Origin of the sequence: Streptomyces sp. NPDC058796 (genome assembly GCF_042745235.1) — a bacterium.
Taxonomy (GTDB): domain Bacteria; phylum Actinomycetota; class Actinomycetes; order Streptomycetales; family Streptomycetaceae; genus Streptomyces.
In genome coordinates this window covers 330,998-353,652 of sequence record NZ_JBHYOP010000009.1, presented here as the reverse complement: position 1 = coordinate 353,652, position 22,655 = coordinate 330,998, and the positions used below count along the sequence as shown (strand labels likewise).

At 71.8% G+C, this 22,655-nt stretch carries 13 protein-coding genes; 9 read left to right on the top strand and 4 right to left on the bottom strand.

What is annotated here, in order from left to right:
• Positions 1 to 18 precede the first annotated feature (18 nt).
• Entirely contained in the window at positions 19 to 6,438 is a 6,420-nt protein-coding gene (locus ACFW47_RS24190) for a protein kinase (protein ID WP_386307018.1), read from the bottom strand.
• Positions 6,439 to 6,995: 557 nt separating this feature from the next.
• Here ACFW47_RS24190 and ACFW47_RS24185 point away from each other — a divergent pair.
• The 4 genes from ACFW47_RS24185 (at position 6,996) to ACFW47_RS24170 (ending at position 9,455) form a co-directional block, all read left to right on the top strand.
• A complete protein-coding gene (locus tag ACFW47_RS24185) occupies positions 6,996 to 7,358 on the top strand; it encodes a hypothetical protein (protein WP_386307016.1) in 363 nt (120 codons plus the stop codon).
• Positions 7,359 to 7,906: 548 nt separating this feature from the next.
• Complete coding sequence (gene panD, locus ACFW47_RS24180) at positions 7,907 to 8,326, top strand: aspartate 1-decarboxylase (protein ID WP_386307014.1); 420 nt, start codon at positions 7,907 to 7,909, stop codon at positions 8,324 to 8,326.
• Positions 8,327 to 8,359: 33 nt separating this feature from the next.
• Positions 8,360 to 8,704, top strand: a complete 345-nt coding sequence (locus ACFW47_RS24175; RefSeq protein ID WP_386277859.1) for a GNAT family N-acetyltransferase — start codon at positions 8,360 to 8,362, stop codon at positions 8,702 to 8,704.
• A gap of 46 nt (positions 8,705 to 8,750) precedes the next feature.
• Positions 8,751 to 9,455 (top strand): aspartate/glutamate racemase family protein, encoded by a 705-nt coding sequence (locus tag ACFW47_RS24170; RefSeq protein WP_386277857.1) that lies wholly within the window; start codon positions 8,751 to 8,753, stop codon positions 9,453 to 9,455.
• A 440-nt stretch (positions 9,456 to 9,895) separates the two neighbouring features.
• Here the strand turns inward: ACFW47_RS24170 and gndA are convergent, their stop codons facing one another.
• Together gndA and ACFW47_RS24160 are read right to left on the bottom strand one after the other, a co-directional pair.
• Entirely contained in the window at positions 9,896 to 11,350 is a 1,455-nt protein-coding gene (gene gndA / locus ACFW47_RS24165; RefSeq protein ID WP_386307012.1) for an NADP-dependent phosphogluconate dehydrogenase, read from the bottom strand.
• A gap of 184 nt (positions 11,351 to 11,534) precedes the next feature.
• Positions 11,535 to 13,655 carry a PQQ-dependent sugar dehydrogenase gene (locus tag ACFW47_RS24160; protein WP_386307010.1) on the bottom strand — a complete coding sequence of 707 codons (2,121 nt, stop codon included), beginning with the start codon at positions 13,653 to 13,655 and terminating at the stop codon, positions 11,535 to 11,537.
• Positions 13,656 to 13,933: 278 nt separating this feature from the next.
• Here ACFW47_RS24160 and ACFW47_RS24155 point away from each other — a divergent pair, with 278 nt between their 5' ends.
• Positions 13,934 to 15,196, top strand: a complete 1,263-nt coding sequence (locus tag ACFW47_RS24155) for a transglycosylase family protein (RefSeq protein WP_386307008.1) — start codon at positions 13,934 to 13,936, stop codon at positions 15,194 to 15,196.
• Here the strand turns inward: ACFW47_RS24155 and ACFW47_RS24150 are convergent.
• Positions 15,186 to 16,319 (bottom strand): DMT family transporter, encoded by a 1,134-nt coding sequence (locus ACFW47_RS24150; RefSeq protein ID WP_386307006.1) that lies wholly within the window; start codon positions 16,317 to 16,319, stop codon positions 15,186 to 15,188. The genes ACFW47_RS24155 and ACFW47_RS24150 overlap by 11 nt on opposite strands.
• 210 nt (positions 16,320 to 16,529) lie before the next feature.
• Between ACFW47_RS24150 and ACFW47_RS24145 the strand changes: the two genes are divergently transcribed.
• From ACFW47_RS24145 to ACFW47_RS24130, 4 genes are all read left to right on the top strand, one after another.
• A complete protein-coding gene (locus ACFW47_RS24145) occupies positions 16,530 to 17,351 on the top strand; it encodes a (2Fe-2S)-binding protein (RefSeq protein ID WP_386307083.1) in 822 nt (273 codons plus the stop codon).
• A gap of 38 nt (positions 17,352 to 17,389) precedes the next feature.
• Complete coding sequence (glgA, locus tag ACFW47_RS24140) at positions 17,390 to 18,565, top strand: glycogen synthase (RefSeq protein WP_386307081.1); 1,176 nt, start codon at positions 17,390 to 17,392, stop codon at positions 18,563 to 18,565.
• Positions 18,566 to 18,618: 53 nt separating this feature from the next.
• Positions 18,619 to 19,839: a glucose-1-phosphate adenylyltransferase gene (gene glgC, locus ACFW47_RS24135; protein WP_386307004.1), complete on the top strand. Its 1,221-nt coding sequence runs from the start codon at positions 18,619 to 18,621 to the stop codon at positions 19,837 to 19,839.
• Positions 19,840 to 20,018: 179 nt separating this feature from the next.
• Positions 20,019 to 22,637 (top strand): PA14 domain-containing protein, encoded by a 2,619-nt coding sequence (locus ACFW47_RS24130; protein WP_386307002.1) that lies wholly within the window; start codon positions 20,019 to 20,021, stop codon positions 22,635 to 22,637.
• Positions 22,638 to 22,655: the final 18 nt, after the last annotated feature.

Here is a 22,655-nt window from a genome sequence, read left to right as displayed (position 1 = left end):
AAAGAGGGCGCGGGACGGTCAGCGCAGGTGGAAGTAGGCGGCGTGGTGCTCGACGACGGCGTCCCAGTCCGCGTCCGCCGGGAAGCGCAGCACGTCCCAGCCCGCCTCCTCCAGGCGGTAGCCGGCCTCCATGTCGCGGGAGGAGTCGGCCGGCCGGTCCGGGGTGTCGACGAACACGGCGAGGTGGACGCCGTCCAGGCGGAACACCAGGTCGGGCCGGGCCGCCGCCCCGTCGACGAACACGTCGACCTCGTCCGGCAGCCGGTAGCCCTTCGCCTTCAGCCAGCCGACCAGATCGCCCTGCGCGACGAGCGCCGCCAGGTCCGTCTCCAGCGGCGTGGGCACGGACACGGGGGAGTCCTCGGCAGCGGCGGGAGTCTCCGCGGCCGCCGTGGTGCCGCCCGGGCCGGCGGCCGTCACCGCCGGGACCAGCCTGCGGAACGCCTCACTGCGCGACTCGCCCCGGTCCTCCCGCTCGGTGCGGGCACCGGCCAGGCGCAGCAGCAGCGGGCGGGCGGTGTGCCGGCTGAGCTGGCGGTGGTGCCCTTGGTTGGCGTACGTCAGCAGGCAGGTGTAGCAGCCGCGGGCGCACTTCTCGCGCTGTGCTCGGACGGACTTCTCGTCCTTCGAAGGGCCGCCCAGGTCCTTGCCCGTGCCCGGGTCGAAGTGGCAGATCTCCAGCGCGGTCCGGGCGGCCTTCGCGAGGGCGTCCTTCTCGTGCTGGATGCGGCGCAGCACGCCCGCGCCGCCCTCCGCGGCCTCCGTGAACAGCATGCGGCGGCGCGGCCCGTCGTCCGGGGGCAGCAGCTCCGCCGTCAGCTCGGAGTCCTCCAGCTCGAACGCCGCCTCGATGCCACGCTCCAGGGCGTACAGGAACGACAGCGCCACCGGCTCCGGCTGCGGCTCGTCCAGCGTCACCACCAGGATGTTCCGGCGGTCCTCCACGTACGGCAGGACCCGCTTCTTGCGACGCTTCTCGTTGCCGTCCTCGTCGACCACCGGCATGCCCGTGCCCTCGATGGCGTCCGCGGCGGCCCGGTCGTTCAGCCAGCGGCCGTCGCCCAAATCCAGCCAGTAGCCGTCCGGCTCGCCCTCCTTGTCACGGACCCGGCCCAGGTTCGTGATGCGGACCGTCGCCGAGTCGCCGTAGTCCAGGTCCAGGACGGGCGCGCCCTCCGCGTCGCCGACGTGCGAGGTGAGACGGCCCTTGCGGGCGCCGTGGTCCTGGAATGCGTACGACGTCTCCAAGCGGAAACCGGCCCTGCGGCGCTCCTCCTCGTCGGAGGAGATCCGCTCGCGCGGCGTGGTGTACACGGTGTGCAGCTGGAGCAGGCCCGTGCGCTTGCCGCGCAGCGGCTCGCCGCACATCGCGCACAGGTCGGAACCGGCCCTGACGTCGTGGTGGTAGCCGCAGCCGTCGCAGCGGCGGGCCTCAGCCGTCGCCAGGTCGCCCGAGGCGTCCGGCGGCAGCTGCACCCGGGTCACCTGGTAGCGGGCGCCCTCGTGGTAGATGAGCGCGCCGGGGCCGAACTCGCGGATCGCGAGGAACCGGGGACGCTGCAGGTAGTCGCCGTCGGCGTTGCGGCGGTTGCCGGAACGCGGGATGTACGCGGCCAGCGGCAGCCGCGGGAAGCTGTAGCCGGGCAGGAACCCCTCGGACGCCAGGTAGCGGTACGGGTTGAAGTCGCTCATCACCGACTTGCTGTCGGTGGAGCGGTTCAGCAGCAGGTTCGTCTGCGTCTCCGCCTCCCGGCGGCGGGTGCGCGCCCGCGCCTGCTCACCGGGGGAGAGGGTGTGGTCGACGACCCGCTTGTTCTGCTCGTACTGGTCGATGACGGCCGCCCGGAACAGGTCCCGCCACCGGTCGAAGGCCGCGTCGAACTTCGCCGGGGCGCGCTCGATCCGGTCCTCGATCCACTCGTCGTACCACCAGGTCGTCGCCTCGAAGTCCGCGATCAGCGGGGCGAGGACCGAGCGGGCGGCGGCGACCGCACGGCGGCGGGCGCCCTCGTCCAGGGACAGGTCCCGGATGCCGTCGAGCAGCGGCAGCGGCATCTGCGGGTCGGGGCGGTCGCCGCCGTCCGGGTCGTAGGCGACGTCGACGACGTCCGGGATCGCGGCGCCGAGCTTCATCCCGGTCTCCGCCAGCCAGATGCCCTGGAGGTGCGAGCGGACCAGGTCCTCGTTGGCGAGGTCCAGGCGCGGCGGGGCTACCTGCCCCGACACCATGTCCTGGGAACGGCGGAAGTAGTACTGGTCGTGGCTGTTGCCCGTCGCGCAGTACGTGGTCACCAGCGCGGGCTGGCCGGAGCGGCCCGCACGGCCCGAGCGTTGCGCGTAGTTCGCCGGGGTCGGCGGCACGTTGCGCATCATCACCGCGTTGAGCGAGGAGATGTCCACGCCCAACTCCATCGTCGGCGAGCAGTACAGCAGGGGCAGCTCGGCGTCGCGGAACTGCCGTTCGCGCTCCAGCCGGTCCTCCGGCGTGACCTGCGCGGTGTGCTCCCGCGCGAACAGGCCGGCCAGCTCGGCCGCCGCCGTGCGGTAGAGGTCGCGGAAGAACGGGTTGACGCGGGGTCCCTCGCCGCTGCTGTATGTGCGCGCCAGTGGGTCGACCGCGCCCCGCTCGCCGTCGCCGGCCCGCCAGATCAGCGCGGCGGCCGCCACCCGGTATCCGGTGCGCTTCTCCGACGCGCGGCGGCGGAAGGCCGGCCCCGAGCGCTCGGGAACCGCCTCCACCTCGCGCACGAGTTCGGCGTCCCGCAGCACCTTCAACAGGTCCTCGATGACGCACTGCACGTCCTCCAGGGAGGCGGACGCCTCACGGAGCGCGGGCAGGTTCCGCCGCAGGTACTTGCCGAACTTGCCGCGCGCCGACAGGAACAGCGCGGAGCGCTCCATGCCCGGCCGTGAACCGTACGGGTAGGCGGTGCCGACGGTCGGCTGGTCGGAGTCGCTCAGTACCCACGGCCCGGTCAGGCGTTCCTCGCTCGCCCGCTGCAAGGTGTCGAAGTCGTCGCGGAAGTACTGGACGTCGATGGCGAGTTCACGGCGCATGTAGTCGAGCAGCGTGCGGCCGATCTCCTCGCGGAGCGCGGAGTCGGCGTCGCGCAGCACCGCGTGTGACGACTGCCAGCGGTCCGGCTGGGCGGCGACCCAGTCCAGGTCCTCGTAGTCGATCCGCAGCAGACCGGTCTGCTCCAGGTTCGGCATCGTGATGCGCCAGCCGCGCTCCAGGTCGCGGTACAGGCGGTACCCGACGACATCCCGGAACACCTTCGCCGCCCGCTTCTCCATGGACGGAGGCAGGTTCGTGCCCGCCGCGTAGTCACGGGGCGTCAGGCCCATCACCTCGGTGACGGCCTCGGCGAGGTCGTCATGGCGCAGCCCGTCCTCACCCGCCTGCACCGCCGCCTGGTACAGCGCGCCGCGCAACTGCGTCACCTGGGCGAAGTCGTTGAAGTGCCCTGCCTGCAGCGACGCGTCCTGCCGGTTGTCGACGAAGGTGAGGAGCTTGCGGGCCTCCTTGCCCAGGCTGTCCTCGGGCACCGCCCGCAGGGACTTCACGATCGACGCGGAGATCAGCGAGGTCGCCGACGAACGCCCCTCCTGGTCCAAGGTGGCCAGCTTGGCGAAGTCCCGGCCGCGCGTCTGCTCGTAACTGACCTGGCAGTGCACGCAGAAGAGGAACGGCGCCGGCACGAACGCCGCCACCAGGCCCTCGCCCGCCTCGTTGCCGTGGGGGTCCACGACCACGCGCTTGGGCACGCGCGGACGGTAGGACTTCTTGACGGTCATCCCGCCGTTCGCGTCCGGCTCCAGCCACGATTCCGGCAGGCGGCGGTCGTCCACGGCCTTCTGCGGGTCGGCCGGCCACTCGTAGTCCTGGCCGGGCATGCCCAGATACAGATAGCCCTCGCCCTCGCGGCCCCCGGAGGCGGAGGTGTCCCGGCGCGGCTCGTACCGGAAGGCGCCGCCGTCCTCGGTGCGCCAGACGGTCAGGTACTCCTGACCGCATTCACGGCAGAACGCCAGGGGGAACAGCGGCTTGCCGCCGCTGTCCGGCTGCTCCAGCTGGTAGGTGCGGGTCAGCGGCCGGGTGAGCGGGTCCTCCAGCGTCGTGTAGACAGTGTCGCCCTTGGACAGGAACTGGTGCAGCCGGAACGCGAACAGCGGCCGCTCCGTCACCGGGTGCTTGGCCTGCGCGCCCGCCTCCAGCGTCGTCCGGATCGCCTCGCGCACGGTCTCCTCGGCGACACCGGACGCGGCGGACAGCTCCGCCGCGGCCTCCTCGACGGTCGCCGGGGCACGGCGGCGCAGCCGGCCCGCGCCCTCCTCCCGCTCCAGTCCGAACCGCGACTCCACCCAGCGCGCCAAGGGGTCCCTCGTCAGCGCCTCGTACGATCGGGGCGCCGATGGCACGCGCAGCCGCTCGGTGGGCACGGACTCCGGCGCCTCGTCGGTGGCCCGGACCAGGGTCTCCCCGATGACCCGCTCCGGCAGCACCGTCGTGCCGAACAGCCGCTTGGCGACCTTGGCCACCTCGCGCCGCTGGTCGTCCCAGGTGCCCTCGGTCGACATGGTCGCCGACGTGCCGATGCACTGGAGGGACTCCGACGCCCGGCAGGCCTCGCGGACCCGGCGGATCAGAAACGCCACGTCGGCGCCCTGCCGGCCCCGGTAGGTGTGCAGTTCGTCGAAGACGAGGAACTGGAGTCCCTCCGCCATGCGGATCAGGCTGGACCGGTCGTCCGGCCGGGTCAGCATCAGCTCCAGCATCACGTAGTTGGTCAGCAGGATGTCCGGCGGGTTCTTGCGCAGCTCACGGCGCTCCTCGCTGGACTCCTGACCGGTGTAACGGGCGAAGGTGACCGGCTCGCGGCCCTTCCCGAAACCGTGGCGCAGGTACTTCTCCAGCTCCCCGAGCTGAGAGTTGGCCAGCGCGTTCATCGGGTAGACGACGATCGCCCGCACCCGCCGCTCGGCGCCGGGTCCCGCCGCCTCACGCTCCTTCAGGACACGGTCCACGATCGGCACGATGTACGACAGCGACTTGCCGGAACCGGTGCCGGTGGTCAGCACGTAGGAGTCGCCCGCCTGCGCGGCCTCGATCGCCTGGCGCTGGTGGAGATGGAAGGTCAGCGGCCGTCCGTCCGGACGCGACGAGGTCTCCTTCTTGCCCGCCTGGAAGATCTCCGCGCACTTCGGGTGCAGGACGCCGTCCCGCACCAGGTCGGTGACCTGGCCGCCGTCGGCGAAGAACGGGTTCAGCGACAGCCACGGGTCGGGCCACTGCGACTTCGCCCTCAGATCGTCGGCGACGAAGCCCTCGATGCGCGCGTCCCGGATCACCGTGCCGCTCTTGGTGAAGCTCTCGTACTCGGTGATCAGGTCGGCGTGGATGCCGAAGACGTCCATCGTCTCCGGCAGACGCGGCTGCCTGCGCGGTGCGGGCGCGGGCACGGCGGGGGCCCGCTCGGGGAGCAGGGCGCGCAGCCGCGCCACCGGGTCCATCTGCTGCCAGTGCGGAGCGAGCAGGGTGGCAGTGGGGTCCTGAGCGAGCGCGAGCGGGACCAGCGCCTCACGGACCGACGCGGCGTTCTCCGGGCGGTGTTCGGCGTCCTTCTCCAGCAGACGCTCCACCAGCCGGACCAGACCGGCGGGCAGATCCGGACGCACCAGCGTCAACTGGGGCGGCAGTTCACGCAGATGCTGCTCGGAGATCTCGTAGTGGGTCCGCCCGGAGAACGGCGGCCGCCCGATGAGCAGTTCGTACAGGATGCAGCCGAGCGCGTAGAGGTCGGCCGAGGCGGAGACCTGCTCGGCGCGGAACTGCTCGGGTGCCATGTAGCGGGCCGTGCCGAGGCTGACGCCGGTGCTGGTCAGGCGCGTCTGATCGGGGTCGTCGACGATCGAGCCCATTCCGAAGTCGAGGACCTTGACGGTGCCGTCACCGGTGAGCATCACGTTGGCCGGCTTCAGGTCGCGGTGGACGACCCCGGCGGTGTGCGCGGCGGTGAGCCCGGACGCGATCTGCGCACCGATGGCGGCGACCCAGGAGACCGGCAGTTGCGGCTCCTCGTCGATGAGGTCCGCGAGCGGACCGCCGTCCAGGAGCTCCATCGCCAGGTACGGCAACCCGCCGCCGTCCGCAGTGTCGTCCACACCGCCGTCGATCAGAAGGGTCAGATTCGGGTGCCCCTGGGAGAGCATGCGCATGATGCGCACCTCGCGGCGGAAGCGGGCGGTCTCCTTACCGGACCCCGAGGTGTCGATCGCGCCTCCCGTCCGGCTGCGCAGCAGGGTCTTGACGGCGACCTGCCGGTGCGGGGAATCCGGGGCCGCCTCGAGGTCTTCGGCCCGGTGCACCTCGCCCATGTTCCCGCGCCCGACGATGCCCGTGATGCGGAAACGTCCGCCGACCGTCTCCAGGCCCACTGCCCCTCCCCATTTCACCCGTTGCGTACGCGGTGGGTGTATCCCGCATGGGAGGGTATACCGTCCCGGTTGAAGAGGATCGTACATCTGTGTTGACGTTGTCAACGTGTTGCGGGGTTGATTTGCCGCGGCCGGCCTGGCGGCTGCCCGAGAGGCGTCAGACGGGCGGGCCACATCGGTGAGTCGTCGCACAGCAGGGGCAGCGACATCGCCCCTTCGCGGTCAGAGTTCTCGGTTCGCCCTGTGGAAGACCTTGTGCCAGCGCTATGGGTCTCGGCTTCGGTGCCGTCGTCATTCCTGGCACCGAGGCCGAAGCCGCAGCCGATTTCACCGCGGCGGCCTCGGCGTGACCTGCTACGTCACGATCACCCGCACTCGCGAGCGGGGCTGTTCCCGGGGCGGTTGCCTGCCGCCTGGAGACTGCGCGAGTAGGCCACGATGCGCTGTGCGCTTACTGGGTGAGATGTCCGACAGGAGGGTGGGCGACGCCCGACCCGTACCTACGGCAGAGCCCCGTATCCGCCAGGCCGCCGTCTCCCAGCAGCGACACTGGATGCGTGGACACGACGATCACCGCCCCGCGCACCGAGGTGCTGCGAGACCGCCACCGCGGCCGACTGCCCGAGTGCTTGTGGCAGCTGGACGGCCCTGTCGAGGGCAGCGTGGACCTGCCGCTCCACATCGTCTGGTCCGGGCGGACGAGCTACAGCCTGGACCGTCCAAAGTCCCGCATGACGCTTTACCGGACCGTCCTCGCCGAAGGACTGCGCGAGGACCTGGTGGCCCTCCTGCACCACCGGCTGCTCACCGAGCAGTGGCCCGTGCTGCGGCGCTTGATCAGTCCCTACATCCGCGAGGTCTGGGAGGACGCCTTCCCGGAGCTGCTCCGCACCGCTCCGGCCGACACGACCGCCACATGAAGCTCACTCCGCGCCACAAGCGTCTCCTCGCCGACATTCTTGACGTCGGCTTCCCCTACCCGCTGGTCCCATGCGGCAGATACGCCGTGGCGCACGGAAAGGTGACGCGGGGGCGGACGCCGCGGCTTGTGTGGAGCGAGAGCGCGGTACTTCTCGATGTCGCCCCCTGGCGAGGAGCCGAAGGCGTACTCGTCCACGCCGAGAGCGCCTCGGCTCGGTCGCCGTTGAGACGTAGTTCTTCGGCTGTACGTGGACGGTCATCGTGCCTCCCTGGAGCGGTGCGTGGAGGCACGTTGTCCGTGTGCAGCGTGGTCTCCCGCATCCGATGCCTCATCAGGAAAGTCAGCATCCGGTCAGCATGAGTCGCCGGGCTTCCCGGCGAATTGCCTGAACAGGCGCCGGTGCGGCGCGAAAGCCCAGGCGTGAAGCTGTCTCGCCCGAGCGGAGCGATGTTCTTCCCAATCTCCGACCGGCGTGTCCCGGTGTACAGTCGAGACCGCCCTTGACCTGCATAAAGCAGGCAGGGAGCCGTCTTCCAGGAGTCCGACATGCTGCGCACCATGTTCAAGTCCAAGATCCACCGCGCCACCGTCACCCAGGCCGACCTGCACTACGTCGGCTCCGTGACCATCGACGCCGATCTGCTGGACGCCGCCGACCTGCTGCCCGGTGAGCTCGTACACATCGTCGACATCACCAACGGGGCCCGGCTCGAGACCTACGTCATCGAGGGCGAGCGGGGGTCCGGGGTGATCGGGATCAACGGGGCCGCGGCCCACCTCGTTCACCCCGGCGACCTGGTGATCCTCATCAGCTACGCCCAGGTCACCGACGCCGAGGCGCGGTCCTTGCGGCAGCGGGTGGTGCACGTGGACGGGGACAACCGTATCGTCGCCCTGGGCGCCGACGCGTCCGAGCCGGTACCGGGGTCGGACCAGGAGCGCAGCCCCCAGGCCGTGTCGGCCTGACGTACCCGACCCGCACGGACGAGGAGCGTGGCCGTGAGCGAGATCGAGATCCGGGACGACCGGGCGGCGGGCCGCCTGGAGGCGACCGGCGGGGGCGAGGTCGTCGGCCGCGTCGAGTACTTCGTCCTGGACGCCCCCGAGCGCGCCCTCGTCCCCGTGCACACCGTCGTCGAGCCGGCCCACGAAGGGCAGGGCATCGCGGGTTCGCTGGCACGCGAGCTGTACGCCACCGCCCGGCGCGAGGGCAGCGTCGTGGCCCCGCTGTGCCCGTACGTCGTGAAATGGGCCGAGCGCCACCCGGACGAGGCGCCCGCTGCCGACCCCGAGCTGCTGCGCGCGGCGAAGGAGTGGCTGGTGGCGCATCCGGGGCGGTTCTGACGCGGACGGGTACGGAGTGGGCGAAGAGGACGGGAGGGGAGCACGCGTGCTGGCGCTGCTGCACACCTCGCCCGTGCACGTCCCCGTCTTCGACTCCCTGCGGGACACGGCGCACCCGGGTCTGGAGCTGAGGCATCACGTCGATGCCGGGTTGCTGGGCCGGGCGCGGCAGGAGGGGCCGGAGGCGGTCGCCGGCGCCGTCCGGGCCGTGCTGCGGCAGGCCGTCGCGGAGGGCGCGCGGGCCGTCGTGTGCACCTGCTCGACCATCGGCGGCGTCGCCGAGGCGGTCGCGGCCGAGGTCGGGGTGAGGGTGCTGCGGGTCGACCGGCCGATGGCCGCCGCCGCGGTGGCCGCCGGTCCCCGTGTCGTCGTGCTCGCGGCCCTGGAGAGCACCTCCGCGCCGACGACCGCGTTGATCGAGGAGGAGGCCCGCCGCGCCGGACGTTCCGTCGAGGTACGGGTCCACCTCGTCGATGGCGCCTGGCCGCGGTTCGAGGCCGGTGACACCGTGGGCTATCTGCGGCTGGTGGCCGAGGCGGCCGACGCCGTCACCGGCGCCGATGTGATCGTCCTGGCCCAGGCCTCCATGGCGCCGGCCCGGGAGTCGACGCGGACCGCGCTCCAGGTGCTGGCCAGCCCCGCGCCGGGACTGGCGGCCGGGGCGGCGGCAGCGGTACCGCGTAGTCCCCTCGGGCCACCTGGGCCCGTCCCTTCACGCGGGGGAGTGACTGGGGAGGCGGCCCCCGGGTAGGCGGGGGACAAGTCCAGAGCCGACGTCGACCGACTGGCCGGAGGACAGTGCCATGACGAACCCGTATCCGGATCCCGTCCCGCCCGGGCCCACCCCGGGCCCCGACCCGGAGCCCCCGCAGCCGCCCCCGGACCCGGCCCGGCCTCCGGCACCGAACCCGGAGCCGACCCCGCCGCCCCCGCCGCCGGGCCCCGGCCCGGAACCAGCGCCCCAGCCCCCGGGCCCCGGTCCGCAGCCGACCCCGCCGCCCCCGCACCCGGGCCCGCCCGAGCCCTCCCCGTCACCGATCCCGCCGGGGCCGGAGCCGGTGCCCAACCCGGAACCGGGACCACCGCTCACCTGAACCGCGTATGACGGCCACCGGCGAACAGCCGTGGCCGTCACACGGGAGAACCGCGCGGAGGTCGCGTGGGAGACCGCACCGGAGGCCGCACGGGAGACTAGTGACCGTCCCCGCCGGTCTCGGTCTCGGTCCGGTCGCGGGACCACAGCGTGTGGAAGACGCCGCTTCTGTCGGTGCGCCGGTAGGTGTGCGCGCCGAAGAAGTCCCGCTGCCCCTGGACGAGCGCGGCCGGGAGGCGCTCGGCGGCGAGCGAGTCGTAGTAGCTGAGTGCGGAACCGAAGCCCGGCACCGGCACTCCGGAAAGCGCGGCGGTGGAGACCACCCGCCGCCAGGCGGCCTCGCCGTCGGCGACGGCCTGCGCGAAGTACGGGGCTTCGAGCAGCGTGGTGATGTCCGGGTGCTCGGTGTACGCCTGGGCGATGCGGTCGAGGAACCGCGCCCGGATGATGCACCCGCCGCGCCAGATCTTGGCGATCCGGTCCTTGTGGATGTCCCAGCCGTACTTGTCCGCGCCCGCGGTGATGGCGTCGAAGCCCTGGGCGTACGCGACGATCTTCGAGGCGTAGAGAGCCGCGGCCACGTCCTGGGCGAACGAGGGGGAGGCCTCCTGCACCTCGGGCCGGGAGGCGGCGGTCAGCCGGCGCACCGCGGCACGCTGCTCGGCCTTCCCGGAAACCGCCCGCGCGAAGACGGCCTCCGCGATCCCGCCCACCGGGACGCCCAGGTCGAGGGCGTTCTGCACGGTCCACACGCCGGTGCCCTTGGAACCTGCCTGGTCCAGCACGACGTCCACGAACGGCTGACCCGTCGCCCCGTCGACATGGCGCAGGATCTCGGCGGTGATCTCGACGAGGTAGGACTCGAGCGGGCCCCGGTTCCATTCGGCGAAGATGTCGGCGATGGCGTCGGGCCGGAGACCTCCCACCGTGCGCAGCAGATCGTAGGCCTCCCCGATCAGCTGCATGTCGGCGTACTCGATGCCGTTGTGGATCATCTTGACGAAGTGACCGGCGCCGTCGGCGCCCACATGCGTGACGCAGGGCTCGCCCGAGACGACCGCGGCGATCGAGGCGAGGACGGGCCCGAGGGTCCGGTAGGCCTCCTCCGAGCCGCCCGGCATGATCGACGGGCCCTTGAGGGCGCCCTCCTCGCCGCCGGAGATCCCGGCACCGACGAAGTGGATGCCGGTTGGGGCGATCCGCTTCTCCCGGGCGATGGTGTCCTGGAAGTTGGCGTTGCCGCCGTCGACGATGATGTCGCCCGGCTCGAACCGCTCGGCGAGCTGGTCGATGACGGCGTCCGTGCCCGCGCCCGCCTGCACCATGATGACGGCGGTGCGGGGCTTGGCCAGCGAGGCGACGAAGTCGTCGATCGACTTGCCGGCGATGAAGCCCGCCTCCGGGTGCTCGGCGAGGAGGCTCTCGGTGCGGGCGTAGGTGCGGTTGTGGACGGCGACGACGTTGCCCTCGCGGGAGGCGAGGTTGCGAGCCAGGTTCGATCCCATCACCGCCAGCCCCACGACACCGATGTTGGCGGCTTGGCTGGTCTTCATCCGGACCTCTTTCGATCGGTTGTCGGGCACCGTGGCTGTTGAGACTAGTCGGCGGACGCGGGCCGGGACGGGGAATGCCGGGGTGTCGTGATTCGTCCCCGCGAAGACGACGGGGCGCCACCTCGCGGGTGGCGCCCCGTCGCCGTGTCTGCCGCGCCGGTCGGCGGGCTGTGCGTCCAGCCGGTCAGCCGGCCGGGACCAGTGCGACCTCGTCGCTGCCCGAGAGGGCCGGCAGGCCGTCCGGGGGAGTGTCCGTGTAGCTGGCGTTGAAGACCGCCCGCAGGTTGTCCGCACCGGCGTGACCGCCGTCCACGAACGTCTTGAACGATCCGGAGCAGCCGGTGCTCGTGGACAGCGGGTGTCCGTGCGAGTCGTGGCCGAGGATGAACGAGACACTGACCTTCGAGCAGTCCACCGGCTGGTCGTCGGTGACGGTGACCTCCCAGGTCACCGTGTCGCCCCAGTGGAACTCGGTCCCGCCGTGCGGGGACGGGTCGGTCGTGAGCGAGACGACCGGCGCCTTGTTGCCGACGACGACCGGAACGGAGGCGGAGGCCGAGCGGCCGGTGCTGTCGGTGACCTTCAGCGTGGCGTCGAAGACGGCGTTCTCGGTGAACGTGTGCTCCGGGTTCGCCTCCCTGGAGTCCACCTTGCCGTCGGCGTCGAAGTCCCAGGCGTAGCTGAGGGCGTCACCGTCGGCGTCCGTCGTCCCGGCGCTGGAGAACTGGACCGTCAGCGGGCTGGTGCCGTTGACGACGTCCGCGGCGACCTTGGGCTCCGGGGTGCGGTTGCCGCGCGTGTAGTCGATGCGGGACAGCTGGGCCTCGGGCAGCTCCGCGAAGTACCCGGTGCCGTACTCCAGGACGTACAGCGCGCCGTCCGGTCCGAACTCGGCGTCGATCGGGCCGTCCGTCTTGATCGAGGGGATCGCGTCCTCGATCTTCTCGACCTCGTTCCTCTTGCCGAGGGTGATGGCCTTCATCTGGTCGCGGGTCCACTCGTAGAAGAGCGGCTTGCCGTCGAAGTACTCGGGCCAGCGGTTCTGGGCCTTGTTCCGCTTCTCGTAGTCGTACACGGGGCCGCCCATGGGGCCGATACCGCCCGTGCCGAGCTCCGGGAACTCCTCGGAGGCGCCGTAGCCGTAGACGATCTCCGCGTCGGTGACCGGTGGCAGCTTGCCCAGACCTGTGTTGTGGCGCGAGTCGTTGACCGGCTTGGCGCAGTCGAAGGCGCCGTTGGACTTCTCGGTGGCGAAGTCGTAGTCCTGGTACGGCATGTCACGGGTCACGCAGAACGGCCAGCCGTAGTTGGCGGGTCGGTCGATGACCATCCAGCGGCCGTGGCCGGCCGGGCCGCGGTCGGGGTTCGCCTCGTTGGCGTCGGGCGAGTAGTCGCCGACGTAGACGTCACCCGTCTTGTCGTCCACCCCGAAGCGGAAGGGGTTGCGCAGTCCCATGGCGTAGATCTCGGGACGGGTCTTCGGGGTGCCCGGCGCGAAGAGGTTTCCGCGGGGCACCGTGTAGCCGCCGTCCCGCTCGACCTTGATGCGCAGGACCTTGCCGCGCAGGTCGTTGGTGTTGCCCGAGGTGCGCCGCGAGTCGAAGGCGGGGTTGCGGTCGGCGCGGTCGTCGAGCGGGGCGTAGCCGTCCGAGGCGAACGGGTTGGAGTCGTCTCCCGTGGAGAGGAACAGGTTGCCCTTGCGGTCGAAGTCGATCTTGCCGCCGACGTGGCAGCAGATGCCGCGGTCGGCCGGTACGTCGAGGATCTTCTGCTCGGTGTCGAAGGCGAGCTTGTTGCCCTCGAGCTTGAACCGCGACAGCCGGGTGACACCCTTGTACTTGGCGAAGTCCGCGGCCGTGCCGTACTCCGGCGCGTCGCCCTCGTTGACGCCGGGGGTGTCCGGGTCGTCCATGGGGGTGTCGAGGCGGGGCGAGTAGTAGAGGTAGACCCAGTGGTTCTTGCGGAAGCCGGGGTCGACGGCGATCCCCTGGACGCCCTCCTCGTCGTGCTGGTAGAGACCCGCGGGGCTCTTCTTCATGTCGGCGGCGAGGAAGTTCACGCCGCTCTTCGGATCGTGGATCCGGACCTCTCCCGTGCGTGCGGTGTGCAGCACCCGCGAGTCGGGCAGGACGGCGAGGGCCATGGGCTCGCCCGGACGGTCGTTGAGGGTGACCTTCTGGAAGGCCGCCGGGTCCGGCGGCGCGGGGTCTGATTTCGCGGCTTGGGCGGGGGACAGTGGCAGGAGCCCTACGGCCCCTGCCAGCGTTGCCGCCCCCACGAAGGTGACGAACCGTCTGATACGCACCGAGAACTCCTTCGGTCTGGGATGAAACCAGGTGAAAGCCCGTGCGGAGCAAGTCGGTTGGACGCTAAGGCGTGTACTTTCGACCCGTCAAGGACAAAGTTTCAACTTCTTTGAGGAAAGTTTCTCGTGTAAGTACGGTGCCTCGGGTGCCTCGGGCGCCTCCATGACCGCGCGTTCCGCGCCACGCGATGTGGCCAACCGGCTGATTGCCGTCTTGTCATGGCCTGTTACCGGCGCTTACTTTTGCCCCTCCTGACGCAATGTCGAGGGGGACCTCCATGGCCGTACGCGGCCGGCACCGCCGGTATCAGCCGAACAGGATCAACCGCGCCTCCCTGACCGTTACCGCGGGCGGCGCGGGCCTGGCGCTCCCGCTCGTCGGCACCGGCACGGCACACGCGGCCGACGTGCAGACCTGGGACAAGGTCGCCGCCTGCGAGTCCACCAACGACTGGGACATCAACACCGGCAACGGCTACTACGGCGGGCTGCAGTTCACCCAGTCCACCTGGGAGGCGTTCGGCGGCACCGAGTACGCCCCGCGCGCCGACCTGGCCACCAAGGACCAGCAGATCGCCGTCGCCGAGAAGGTGCTGGACGGGCAGGGCCCGGGCGCCTGGCCGGTGTGCTCCCAGCGGGCCGGACTGACCCGGGACGGTGCCGCGCCCGACATCCGTCCGTCCTCCGCCCCGTCCACCGCGGATCCCGGGACCGCGAAGTCCGGGCCCGCCAAGTCCGACCCGGTGAAGGACGTCAGGCCCCAGACCACGCCACAGTCCCGGGCGGGCAAGGGCCGGATGTACACGGTGGTCACCGGCGACACCCTTTCCGGCATCGCCGACGCCCAGCGGGTGCGCGGTGGCTGGCACGGACTGTACGAGGCCAACCGCGCCGAGATCGGAGCGGACCCCGACCTGATCATGCCCGGCCAGCGCCTCGCGCTGCGCGGCGAACGGACCACCACGGCGCCCCGCCCCGAACCGGAGCAGAAGCGGAAGCAGCAGCCGAAGCAAGAGCAGAAGCAAGAGCAGAAGCAAGAGCGGAAGCAGAAGCAGGAGCGGCAGCGGCAACCGGAGAAGTCGTCCCCCGGCAGCGGCACCGAGAAGCCCGCCAAGGCCGCCAGGAGCACCACCCGCCAAGCCGTCGTCGCCCCCGTCGACGCCTCCACCGGCACGCCCTACCGGCAGGCGGGATCCTCCTGGTCGAAGGGCTACCACACCGGCGTCGACTTCCCCGTGCCCACCGGCACCTCGGTCAAGTCGGTCGCGGCGGGCCGGGTGGTCAGCGCGGGGTGGGGCGGTTCCTACGGCTACCAGGTGGTCGTCCGGCACGAGGACGGCCGCTTCTCGCAGTACGCCCACCTCTCGGCGATCTCCGTGAAGGACGGCCAGTCCGTGGGCGCCGGTCAGCGGATCGGCCGCTCGGGCTCCACCGGCAACAGCACGGGCCCGCATCTGCACTTCGAGGTGCGGACGGGGCCCGGCTTCGGCTCGGACGTCGACCCGGTGGCGTATCTGCGGGCCGGCGGGGTCAGGATCTGATCCGCACCCGGTGCCGGTCGAGCACGGGCGGCGGGACGAACGCGCCACCGTGGACGGGGCCGTACGAGAGTTGCGGGACGAGTCCGGGCAGGATGCTCCGGGTTGGTCCCGGCAGGTCGTACGGCTCCTCGGCGGGGGCCGTCTCCGGGACCTGCGCCGCCGCCGGGGCGGGCAGGAACACCGTCTCGGGCAGCGGAGCGACGCGGGGCCCGGCCCCGTCCACAGCGAGACCGTCCGCTGCCGGGAGCGGCGCCGCCTCCGTCCCGATCGGCGCGGCCCCAGTCTCCGCGGCCTCCCGCGCGATCCGCTCCGTCGTCAGCAGGATCAGCCCGCCCGCGGCCACCACACCGCAGCTCAGGGCGAGCACGGTGCCGGTCGTGCCGTACCGGAACGTCTCGCCGAACATCGTGATGCCGACCACCGCCGCCACCACCGGGTTCACGACCGTCAGCGTGGCCAGTGGGGCGGCGAGACCCGCGCCCCGGTAGGAGGCCTGCGACAGCAGCATGCCGGCCGTGGCGAGCACGCCGATCACGGCCAGCGACGGCAGGTCGGCGACCGACACCCCGCCCGCCCAGTCGACCGCGACGGTCTTGGTGAAGACCGAGGACATGCCGAAGGCGATGCCGGACGCGGTGGCCAGCAGGATGCTGCGCACCGCCGGGTGCCGGTGCGCGGCCCGGCCGGCGATCATCAGCGCGACGATCACCCCGCCGGTGACGGAGGCCGTGAAGACCCGCTGTGCCGTGTCCAGCGACTGGGTGTCGGACGCGCCGACCAACGACAGCAGACCCGCGAGACCGACCGTCGCCATGAGCGCGCCCCGCCAGGCCGTCCTGCCCGCCTTGCGGCCCACGAACAGCGCGGCCATGGGCAGCGCGAACACGATGGTGAGCGCGCCCAGCGGCTGCACCAGGCTCAGCGGACCGAGGGCGAGGGCCACGACGTGCAGCAGGCCGCCGAGGCCGTTGAGCGCGACCGCCGCCCACCAGCCGGGCCGGCGCAGCGGCGCGTACTGAGCACCCGGGGAGGACGCCGCCACCTGCTCCTGCACGATCGCTCCGCCCGCGTACGCCACGGCGGAGACGAGCGACAGCAGCACGGACAACGCGAGGGCGCTCATCGGCTGCTCCTCTGCGTGAGGCGGGGGCGCTGGGCCCGGCGCGGCGAACGGTCGTCTTCCATGAACAACACGATGCCGTGCCGGGAGCTTCCCGTCGTCGTCCCTGAGCACTCATTGGGTCATACTGCCGATGGAGTACGGAGGCGGCGGCGTCCTCCCCTGGGTGGGCGACCGAAGGACCCCGGCCCCCGACCCGACCCCCTAAGGGCCCTGATATTACTGCTCGCTGTGGCCCCGACCCCAGACCTCGACCCCGGCCTGACCGCCCTCCGCCCGCTCGGCGGCTTCTTCCTCCTCCACGCGTCGCGACCGGTGCCGTCCCGGCCGCTTCCCACCCTCGCGGACGCCTACGCCCCCGCTGACGGAGCCCCGGGTCCGAGCCCCCGCCCACGGTTCGCGACGGACCCGCTCGACTTCCGTGTCCGGAAGGTCGCCGCCGCCCTCCGTGTCCCGGAGACCCGGGTCGCCGCCTCCGTCACCCAGCAGGGCCTCGCCGCCCGACTGTGGTCGGTGACGCTGGGGTGCGCCGTGCTCCACGGCCGTGTCCCGGACCTCGCCCCGCGGCTGCTCCACTACGACCCCGACGCCGCCGCCCCCGACGACCTGTGGCTCCCCGAGGTGCACCCCCTGCCGGGTGACGCCGGCACGGTCGCCGACACCGTGCTCCGCGCCCACCTCGCCCCGCTGACGACGGCCGTGCACGCCCGGTACCGCGTCGCCACCGGGCTGCTGTGGGGCAACGCCGCCTCCGCGCTCGCGGGTGCGGGACGGGAACTGGTCCGCTGGGCCCGCCGCAACGGCCGTACGGACTCCGCCGACCGCGCCCGCGCCCTGACCGCCGAGCTGCTCGCGCACCCGCTGCTCGCCGGAGCCGGCACCCTCACCGGCACCGCCTTCCGGCGCCGCAGCTGCTGCCTGTACTACCGCGTGCCGGGTTCGGGTGTCTGCGGCGACTGCTGCTTCTCCCGGCCGCCCGAGCCTCCCCGGTCCTCGCCGCCCCCGCCCCCTTCCCCAGACGCCCCGTCCGGGTGACCATGAGGGAACCAGCCGCCGAGCACGGGAGGTTCCGGGTGCGTGTGGGACTGCTGACCCGCGATTACCCGCCGGACGTCTACGGCGGCGCGGGCGTCCACGTGGAGTTCCTCGCCCGCGAACTCGGCCGCCTGGTCGACCTGGACGTGCACTGCTGGGGAGAGGGCCGCACCGAGGACGTGCTGCGCCACCGTTCCTGGCCCGCGCTGGACGGCGCCAACGACGCGCTGCGCACCTTCTCCGTGGACCTCGCCATGACCGCCGCCCTCCAGGGCCGCGAGCTGGTCCACTCCCACACCTGGTACGCCAACCTCAGCGGCCACCTCGCCAAGCTCCTGTACGGCGTGCCGCACGTGGTGACCGCGCACTCGCTGGAGCCGCTGCGCCCCTGGAAGGCCGAGCAGCTGGGCGGCGGTTACGCGCTGTCGAGCTGGGCCGAGCGGACCGCGGTCGAGGCGGCCGACGCCGTCATCGCCGTCTCCGGCGCCATGCGCGAGGACGTCCTCGCCTGCTACCCGTCGATCACCGCGGACCGGGTCCACGTCGTGCACAACGGCATCGACACCGGTCTCTACCGGCCCGATCCCGCCACCGACGCCCTCGACCGGATCGGCCTCGACCGCTCCCGCCCGTACGTCCTGTTCGTCGGCCGCATCACCCGCCAGAAGGGCGTGCCCCACCTGCTGCGCGCCGCCCGCGCCATCGACCCGGCCGCGCAGGTCGTGCTGTGCGCCGGCGCCCCGGACACCCCCGAGATCGACCAGGAGTTCCGCGATCTGTTCGCCGCGCTGAGCCGGGCCCGCGAGGGCGTGCACTGGATCCCGCGCATGCTGCCGCGCCCCGACGTCATCCAGCTGCTGACGCACGCCGCCGTCTTCGTCTGCCCGTCCCGGTACGAGCCGCTCGGCATCGTGAACCTGGAGGCGATGGCCTGCGGCACGCCCGTCGTGGCCTCCCGGGTCGGCGGCATCCCCGAGGTCGTGGCGGATGGTGAGACGGGAGTGCTCGTCCCCAGGGACAAGGACGACACGGGGGACGGGGACCGCGACTTCGAGGCAGGCCTCGCCCGTGCCCTGGACTCGGTCCTCGGCGCCCCGGAGGCCGCCCGGCGGATGGGCGAGGCGGGCCGGGCGCGGGCGGTGGAGGAGTTCGGCTGGGACGCGGTGGCCCGCCGTACGGTCCGGATCTACGAGGAGATCCTCAAGCAGGCTTAGGCCGCCCCGCCCGGGGCGGCCGGGGTGAACGAGGGTGAGGGGAGCGGCCATGCGTGCGTCGTGGAGGTCCTTCGGTGCTCGGGATCGTGCTGGCGGGCGGGGAGGGCAAGCGCCTGATGCCCCTGACCGCGGACCGCGCCAAACCCGCGGTCACCTTCGGCGGCACGTACCGGCTGGTCGACTTCGTGCTGTCCAACCTGGTCAACGGCGACATCCTGCGGATCTGCGTCCTCACCCAGTACAAGTCGCACTCCCTGGACCGGCACATCACCACCACCTGGCGGATGTCCAGCCTGCTCGGCAACTACGTCACCCCGGTCCCCGCCCAGCAGCGCCTGGGCCCGCGCTGGTACCTGGGCAGCGCCGACGCGATCCTGCAGTCCCTGAACCTGGTCCACGACGAACAGCCCGAGTACGTCGCGGTCTTCGGCGCCGACCACGTGTACCGGATGGACCCGCGCCAGATGCTCGCCCAGCACATCGAGTCCGGCGCGGGCGTGACCGTCGCCGGGATACGGGTCCCGCGCGGCGAGTCCTCGTCCTTCGGCGTGATCACCCCGGGCTCCGACGGCCGGGCCGTCGCCGGCTTCCTGGAGAAGCCCGCCGACCCTCCCGGGCTGGCCGACGACCCCGAATGCGTCTTCGCCTCGATGGGCAATTACGTCTTCACCACCAAGGCCCTCGTCGAGGCCCTGCACCGCGATGCCGAGGACGAGCACTCCGTGCACGACATGGGCGGCTCGATCCTGCCGCGGCTCACCGACCGGGGAGAGGCCGCGCTGTACGACTTCAGCGCCAACCACGTGCCGGGGGAGACCGCCAGGGACCAGGGCTACTGGCGCGACGTCGGCACCCTCGACGCCTACTACGACGCCCACATGGACCTGATCGCCGAGCGGCCCGCCTTCAACCTCTACAACCGCGACTGGCCCCTCTACACGCACTCCGCCCAGCTCTCCCCGGCCCGTTTCAACGCCGGGGGCATCGCCAGTGAGTCGATCATCAGCGCGGGCTGCCTGGTGCGGGGGCAGGTCACCCGGTCCGTGCTGTCGCCGGGCGTGGTGGTCGACCCCGGAGCCGTCGTGCAGGGGTCGGTGCTGCACGACAACGTGCACATCGGCCGGGGTGCGGTGGTGCGCGGGGCGGTGCTGGACAAGAACGTGGACGTGCCGCCGGGCGCGACGATCGGCGTCAACCCGGAGCGGGACGCCGAGCTGTACACCGTCTCCAAGGGCGGCGTGATCGCGCTGGGGAAGGGGCAGCGGGTGCCGTGACGGACGGACGGTGGCTCCGGACCCCGTGTGACGCGCGTTGAGTACGAGGCCGTTGTCATGTCCCTGGACGACTGGAGGGAATCCGTGTTGTCATGCCTCTGCACCCCTGTGTTACATCGATGTATGACATCGATGTCCTGAGCCATCAGAGCCACCACCCGTTCTCGAGGAGAGGGTCAGTGCGCACCAAACGACTCAGAGACCGACTGGCGTTACTGCTCGCCGCCGCACTCGGCGTCGGCACTCTCGCCGCCGTGCCCGACGCGAGCGCGGCCGCCGACGACGCCGCCGAGATCCACGGCCTGAAGGGCGAGTACTACACCCAGTCCGCCCCGGGCGCCTTCGACTTCCACGAGCTCAAGGCAACCGGCTTCGACCCGCAGCTCGACTTCCGCACGCTGGAGCCGCGCCTTAGCTTCGCCACCGGGCAGTCGGACGACGTCAGCGTCCGCTGGACCGGCAAGCTGGTGCCGGAGAAGACCGGCCCCCACACCTTCTCGATCATCGGCGACAACGGCTTCCGCCTCTGGATCGACGGGCGACTCGCCATCGACCACTGGGTCGACGACTGGGACCGCGAACAGTTCGCCGAGCCGCTCGAGCTGACGGCGGGCCGGTCCTACGACATCAAGCTGGAGTACTTCGAGCACTACGGCGGCTCCAACCTCCACCTGCGGTGGACCGAACCCGGCGGCAGCAAGCAGCCCGTCCCGCAGTCCGCGTTCCGCCTGCCCGACGGCTTCGACTACGACGGCGCCACCGCGACCACGGTCCTCGGCACCGGCCGCACCCTCAAGCTCGACTTCCCGCGCCCGCTCGGGGCAGCGCCCGCCGGCCTCACCGACCACCTCGAAGCGGTGATCGGCGGCGCCCGGTGGCCGCTCGGCGAGGCGAAGGTCGACCCCGCCGACCCGACCGCCCTCCTCGTCGCTCTCGACCAGCCGGTCGTCGGCAACAAGGACGGTGACGCACCCGGCACGGCCGACGTCCGCTACGACGGCGAGGGTGGCCTCTCCGACGCCGAGGGCAACGTTGTCAGCGCCTTCTGGAGCAGCGGCGGAAACAAGTCCACCTACGAGCTCAGCACCTCGTGGGCCGAGGATGTGGGCCCGGACAACGCCCTCCCGGAGTACCCGCGTCCGCAGCTGAAGCGTGACGACTGGCACAACCTCAACGGCCGCTGGCAGTTCGCCGCCGCCGAGGCCGGCGAGCAGCCCCCGTTCGGCAAGGACCTGGAGGAGCGCATCCTTGTCCCCTACCCGGTGGAGTCCCAGCTCTCCGGCATCCAGCGGCACGAGGACCGCATGTGGTACCGCCGCACCTTCACCGTGCCCCGCGACTGGCACATCGGCCGCGGCCAGCGCCTGAGGCTCAACTTCGGCGCCGTCGACTGGCAGTCCGAGGTGTACGTCAACGGCGTCAAGGTCGCCGACCACAAGGGCGGTTACGACAAGTTCAGCGCCGACGTCACCGACGCGCTGAAGCCGGGCCGCACCCAGGAGCTGATCGTCGGCGCCTACGACCCGACCGACGCGCGGGGCGCCGAGAACCCGCCGGTCGGCAAGCAGAGCCTGGACCCGAGCGGCATCTGGTACACGCCCAGCTCCGGCATCTGGCAGACGGTGTGGATGGAGCCGGTCGCCCGGGACCACGTCGACTCGCTGAAGCTGACCCCGCACATCGACGGGGCGGCGGGCACCCTGACCGTCGAGCCGAAGGGCGTGCGCGACGGCGTGCGGGTCAGGGCGACGGCGTACGCCGGACACCGCAAGGTCGCCACGGCGAGCGGACGCACCGGCGAGCCGCTGACCCTGAGGATCCACGACCCGCGCCTGTGGTCGCCCGACGACCCCTTCCTGTACGACCTGAAGGTCTCCGTCGGCCGCGACCGCGTCGAGAGCTACTTCGGGATGCGTTCCATCGCCGTCGAGAAGGTGAACGGCGTCCCGCGCACGGTCCTCAACGGCGAACCGGTCTTCCTGATGGCCACCCTCGACCAGGGTTTCTGGCCGGACGGCCTGCACACCGCGCCCACCGACGAGGCCCTCGCACACGACCTGAAGCTGCACAAGCAGCTCGGCTTCAACTCCGTGCGCAAACACATCAAGGTCGAGCCGGACCGCTGGTTCTACTGGGCCGACAAGCTGGGTCTGCTCGTGTGGCAGGACATGCCCTCCATGACCCCGGGGGTGAATCCGGACGCCGCCTCACGGGCCGAGTTCGAGCGTGAGATGAAGGAGATGATCGACGAGCACGTCAGTCATCCGTCGATCATCATGTGGGTCACCTTCAACGAGGGCTGGGGCCAGTACGACATCAAGCGCGTCGCCGAGCAGGCCAAGGCCTGGGACCCGACCCGCCTGGTCAACAACCAGTCCGGCCTGAACCTCGGGGCCGACGGCGGCGCCGGCGACATCATGGACGAGCACGGCTACCCGAGTCCCGCCCTGCCGCCCTCCCCGGACGGCGAACGCGCCCTGGTCACCGGCGAGTACGGCGGTCTGGGCCTCGCGGTGCCCGGACACGCCTGGTCGGTGCAGCAGTCGTACGTCGACGTCGACCCCGAGACGTACACGGACGACTACCTCACCAAGCTCGACGAGGTCCGGGCGCTGGTCTGCCGGGGCAGCAACGGCGCCGTGTACACCCAGATCTCCGACGTCGAGGGAGAGCTGAACGGCCTGACCACCTATGACCGCAAGGTCCTCAAGCCGGACGTCGAGCGGGTGAGGGCCGCCCACGAGGCCCTGATCCACGACGCGTCCCAGCCCGCCCCCGCGGGCTGCCCGACCGCCTGAGCGGCGGAAGCAAGCGGC

Excerpts from the sequence above, each read along its gene's own strand:
- panD (WP_386307014.1), top strand. The coding sequence starts at position 7,907 with ATGCTGCGCACCATGTTCAAGTCCAAGATCCACCGCGCCACCGTCACC.
- gndA (WP_386307012.1), bottom strand. The coding sequence starts at position 11,350 with ATGAAGACCAGCCAAGCCGCCAACATCGGTGTCGTGGGGCTGGCGGTG.
- ACFW47_RS24155 (WP_386307008.1), top strand. The coding sequence starts at position 13,934 with ATGGCCGTACGCGGCCGGCACCGCCGGTATCAGCCGAACAGGATCAAC.
- ACFW47_RS24150 (WP_386307006.1), bottom strand. The coding sequence starts at position 16,319 with ATGAGCGCCCTCGCGTTGTCCGTGCTGCTGTCGCTCGTCTCCGCCGTG.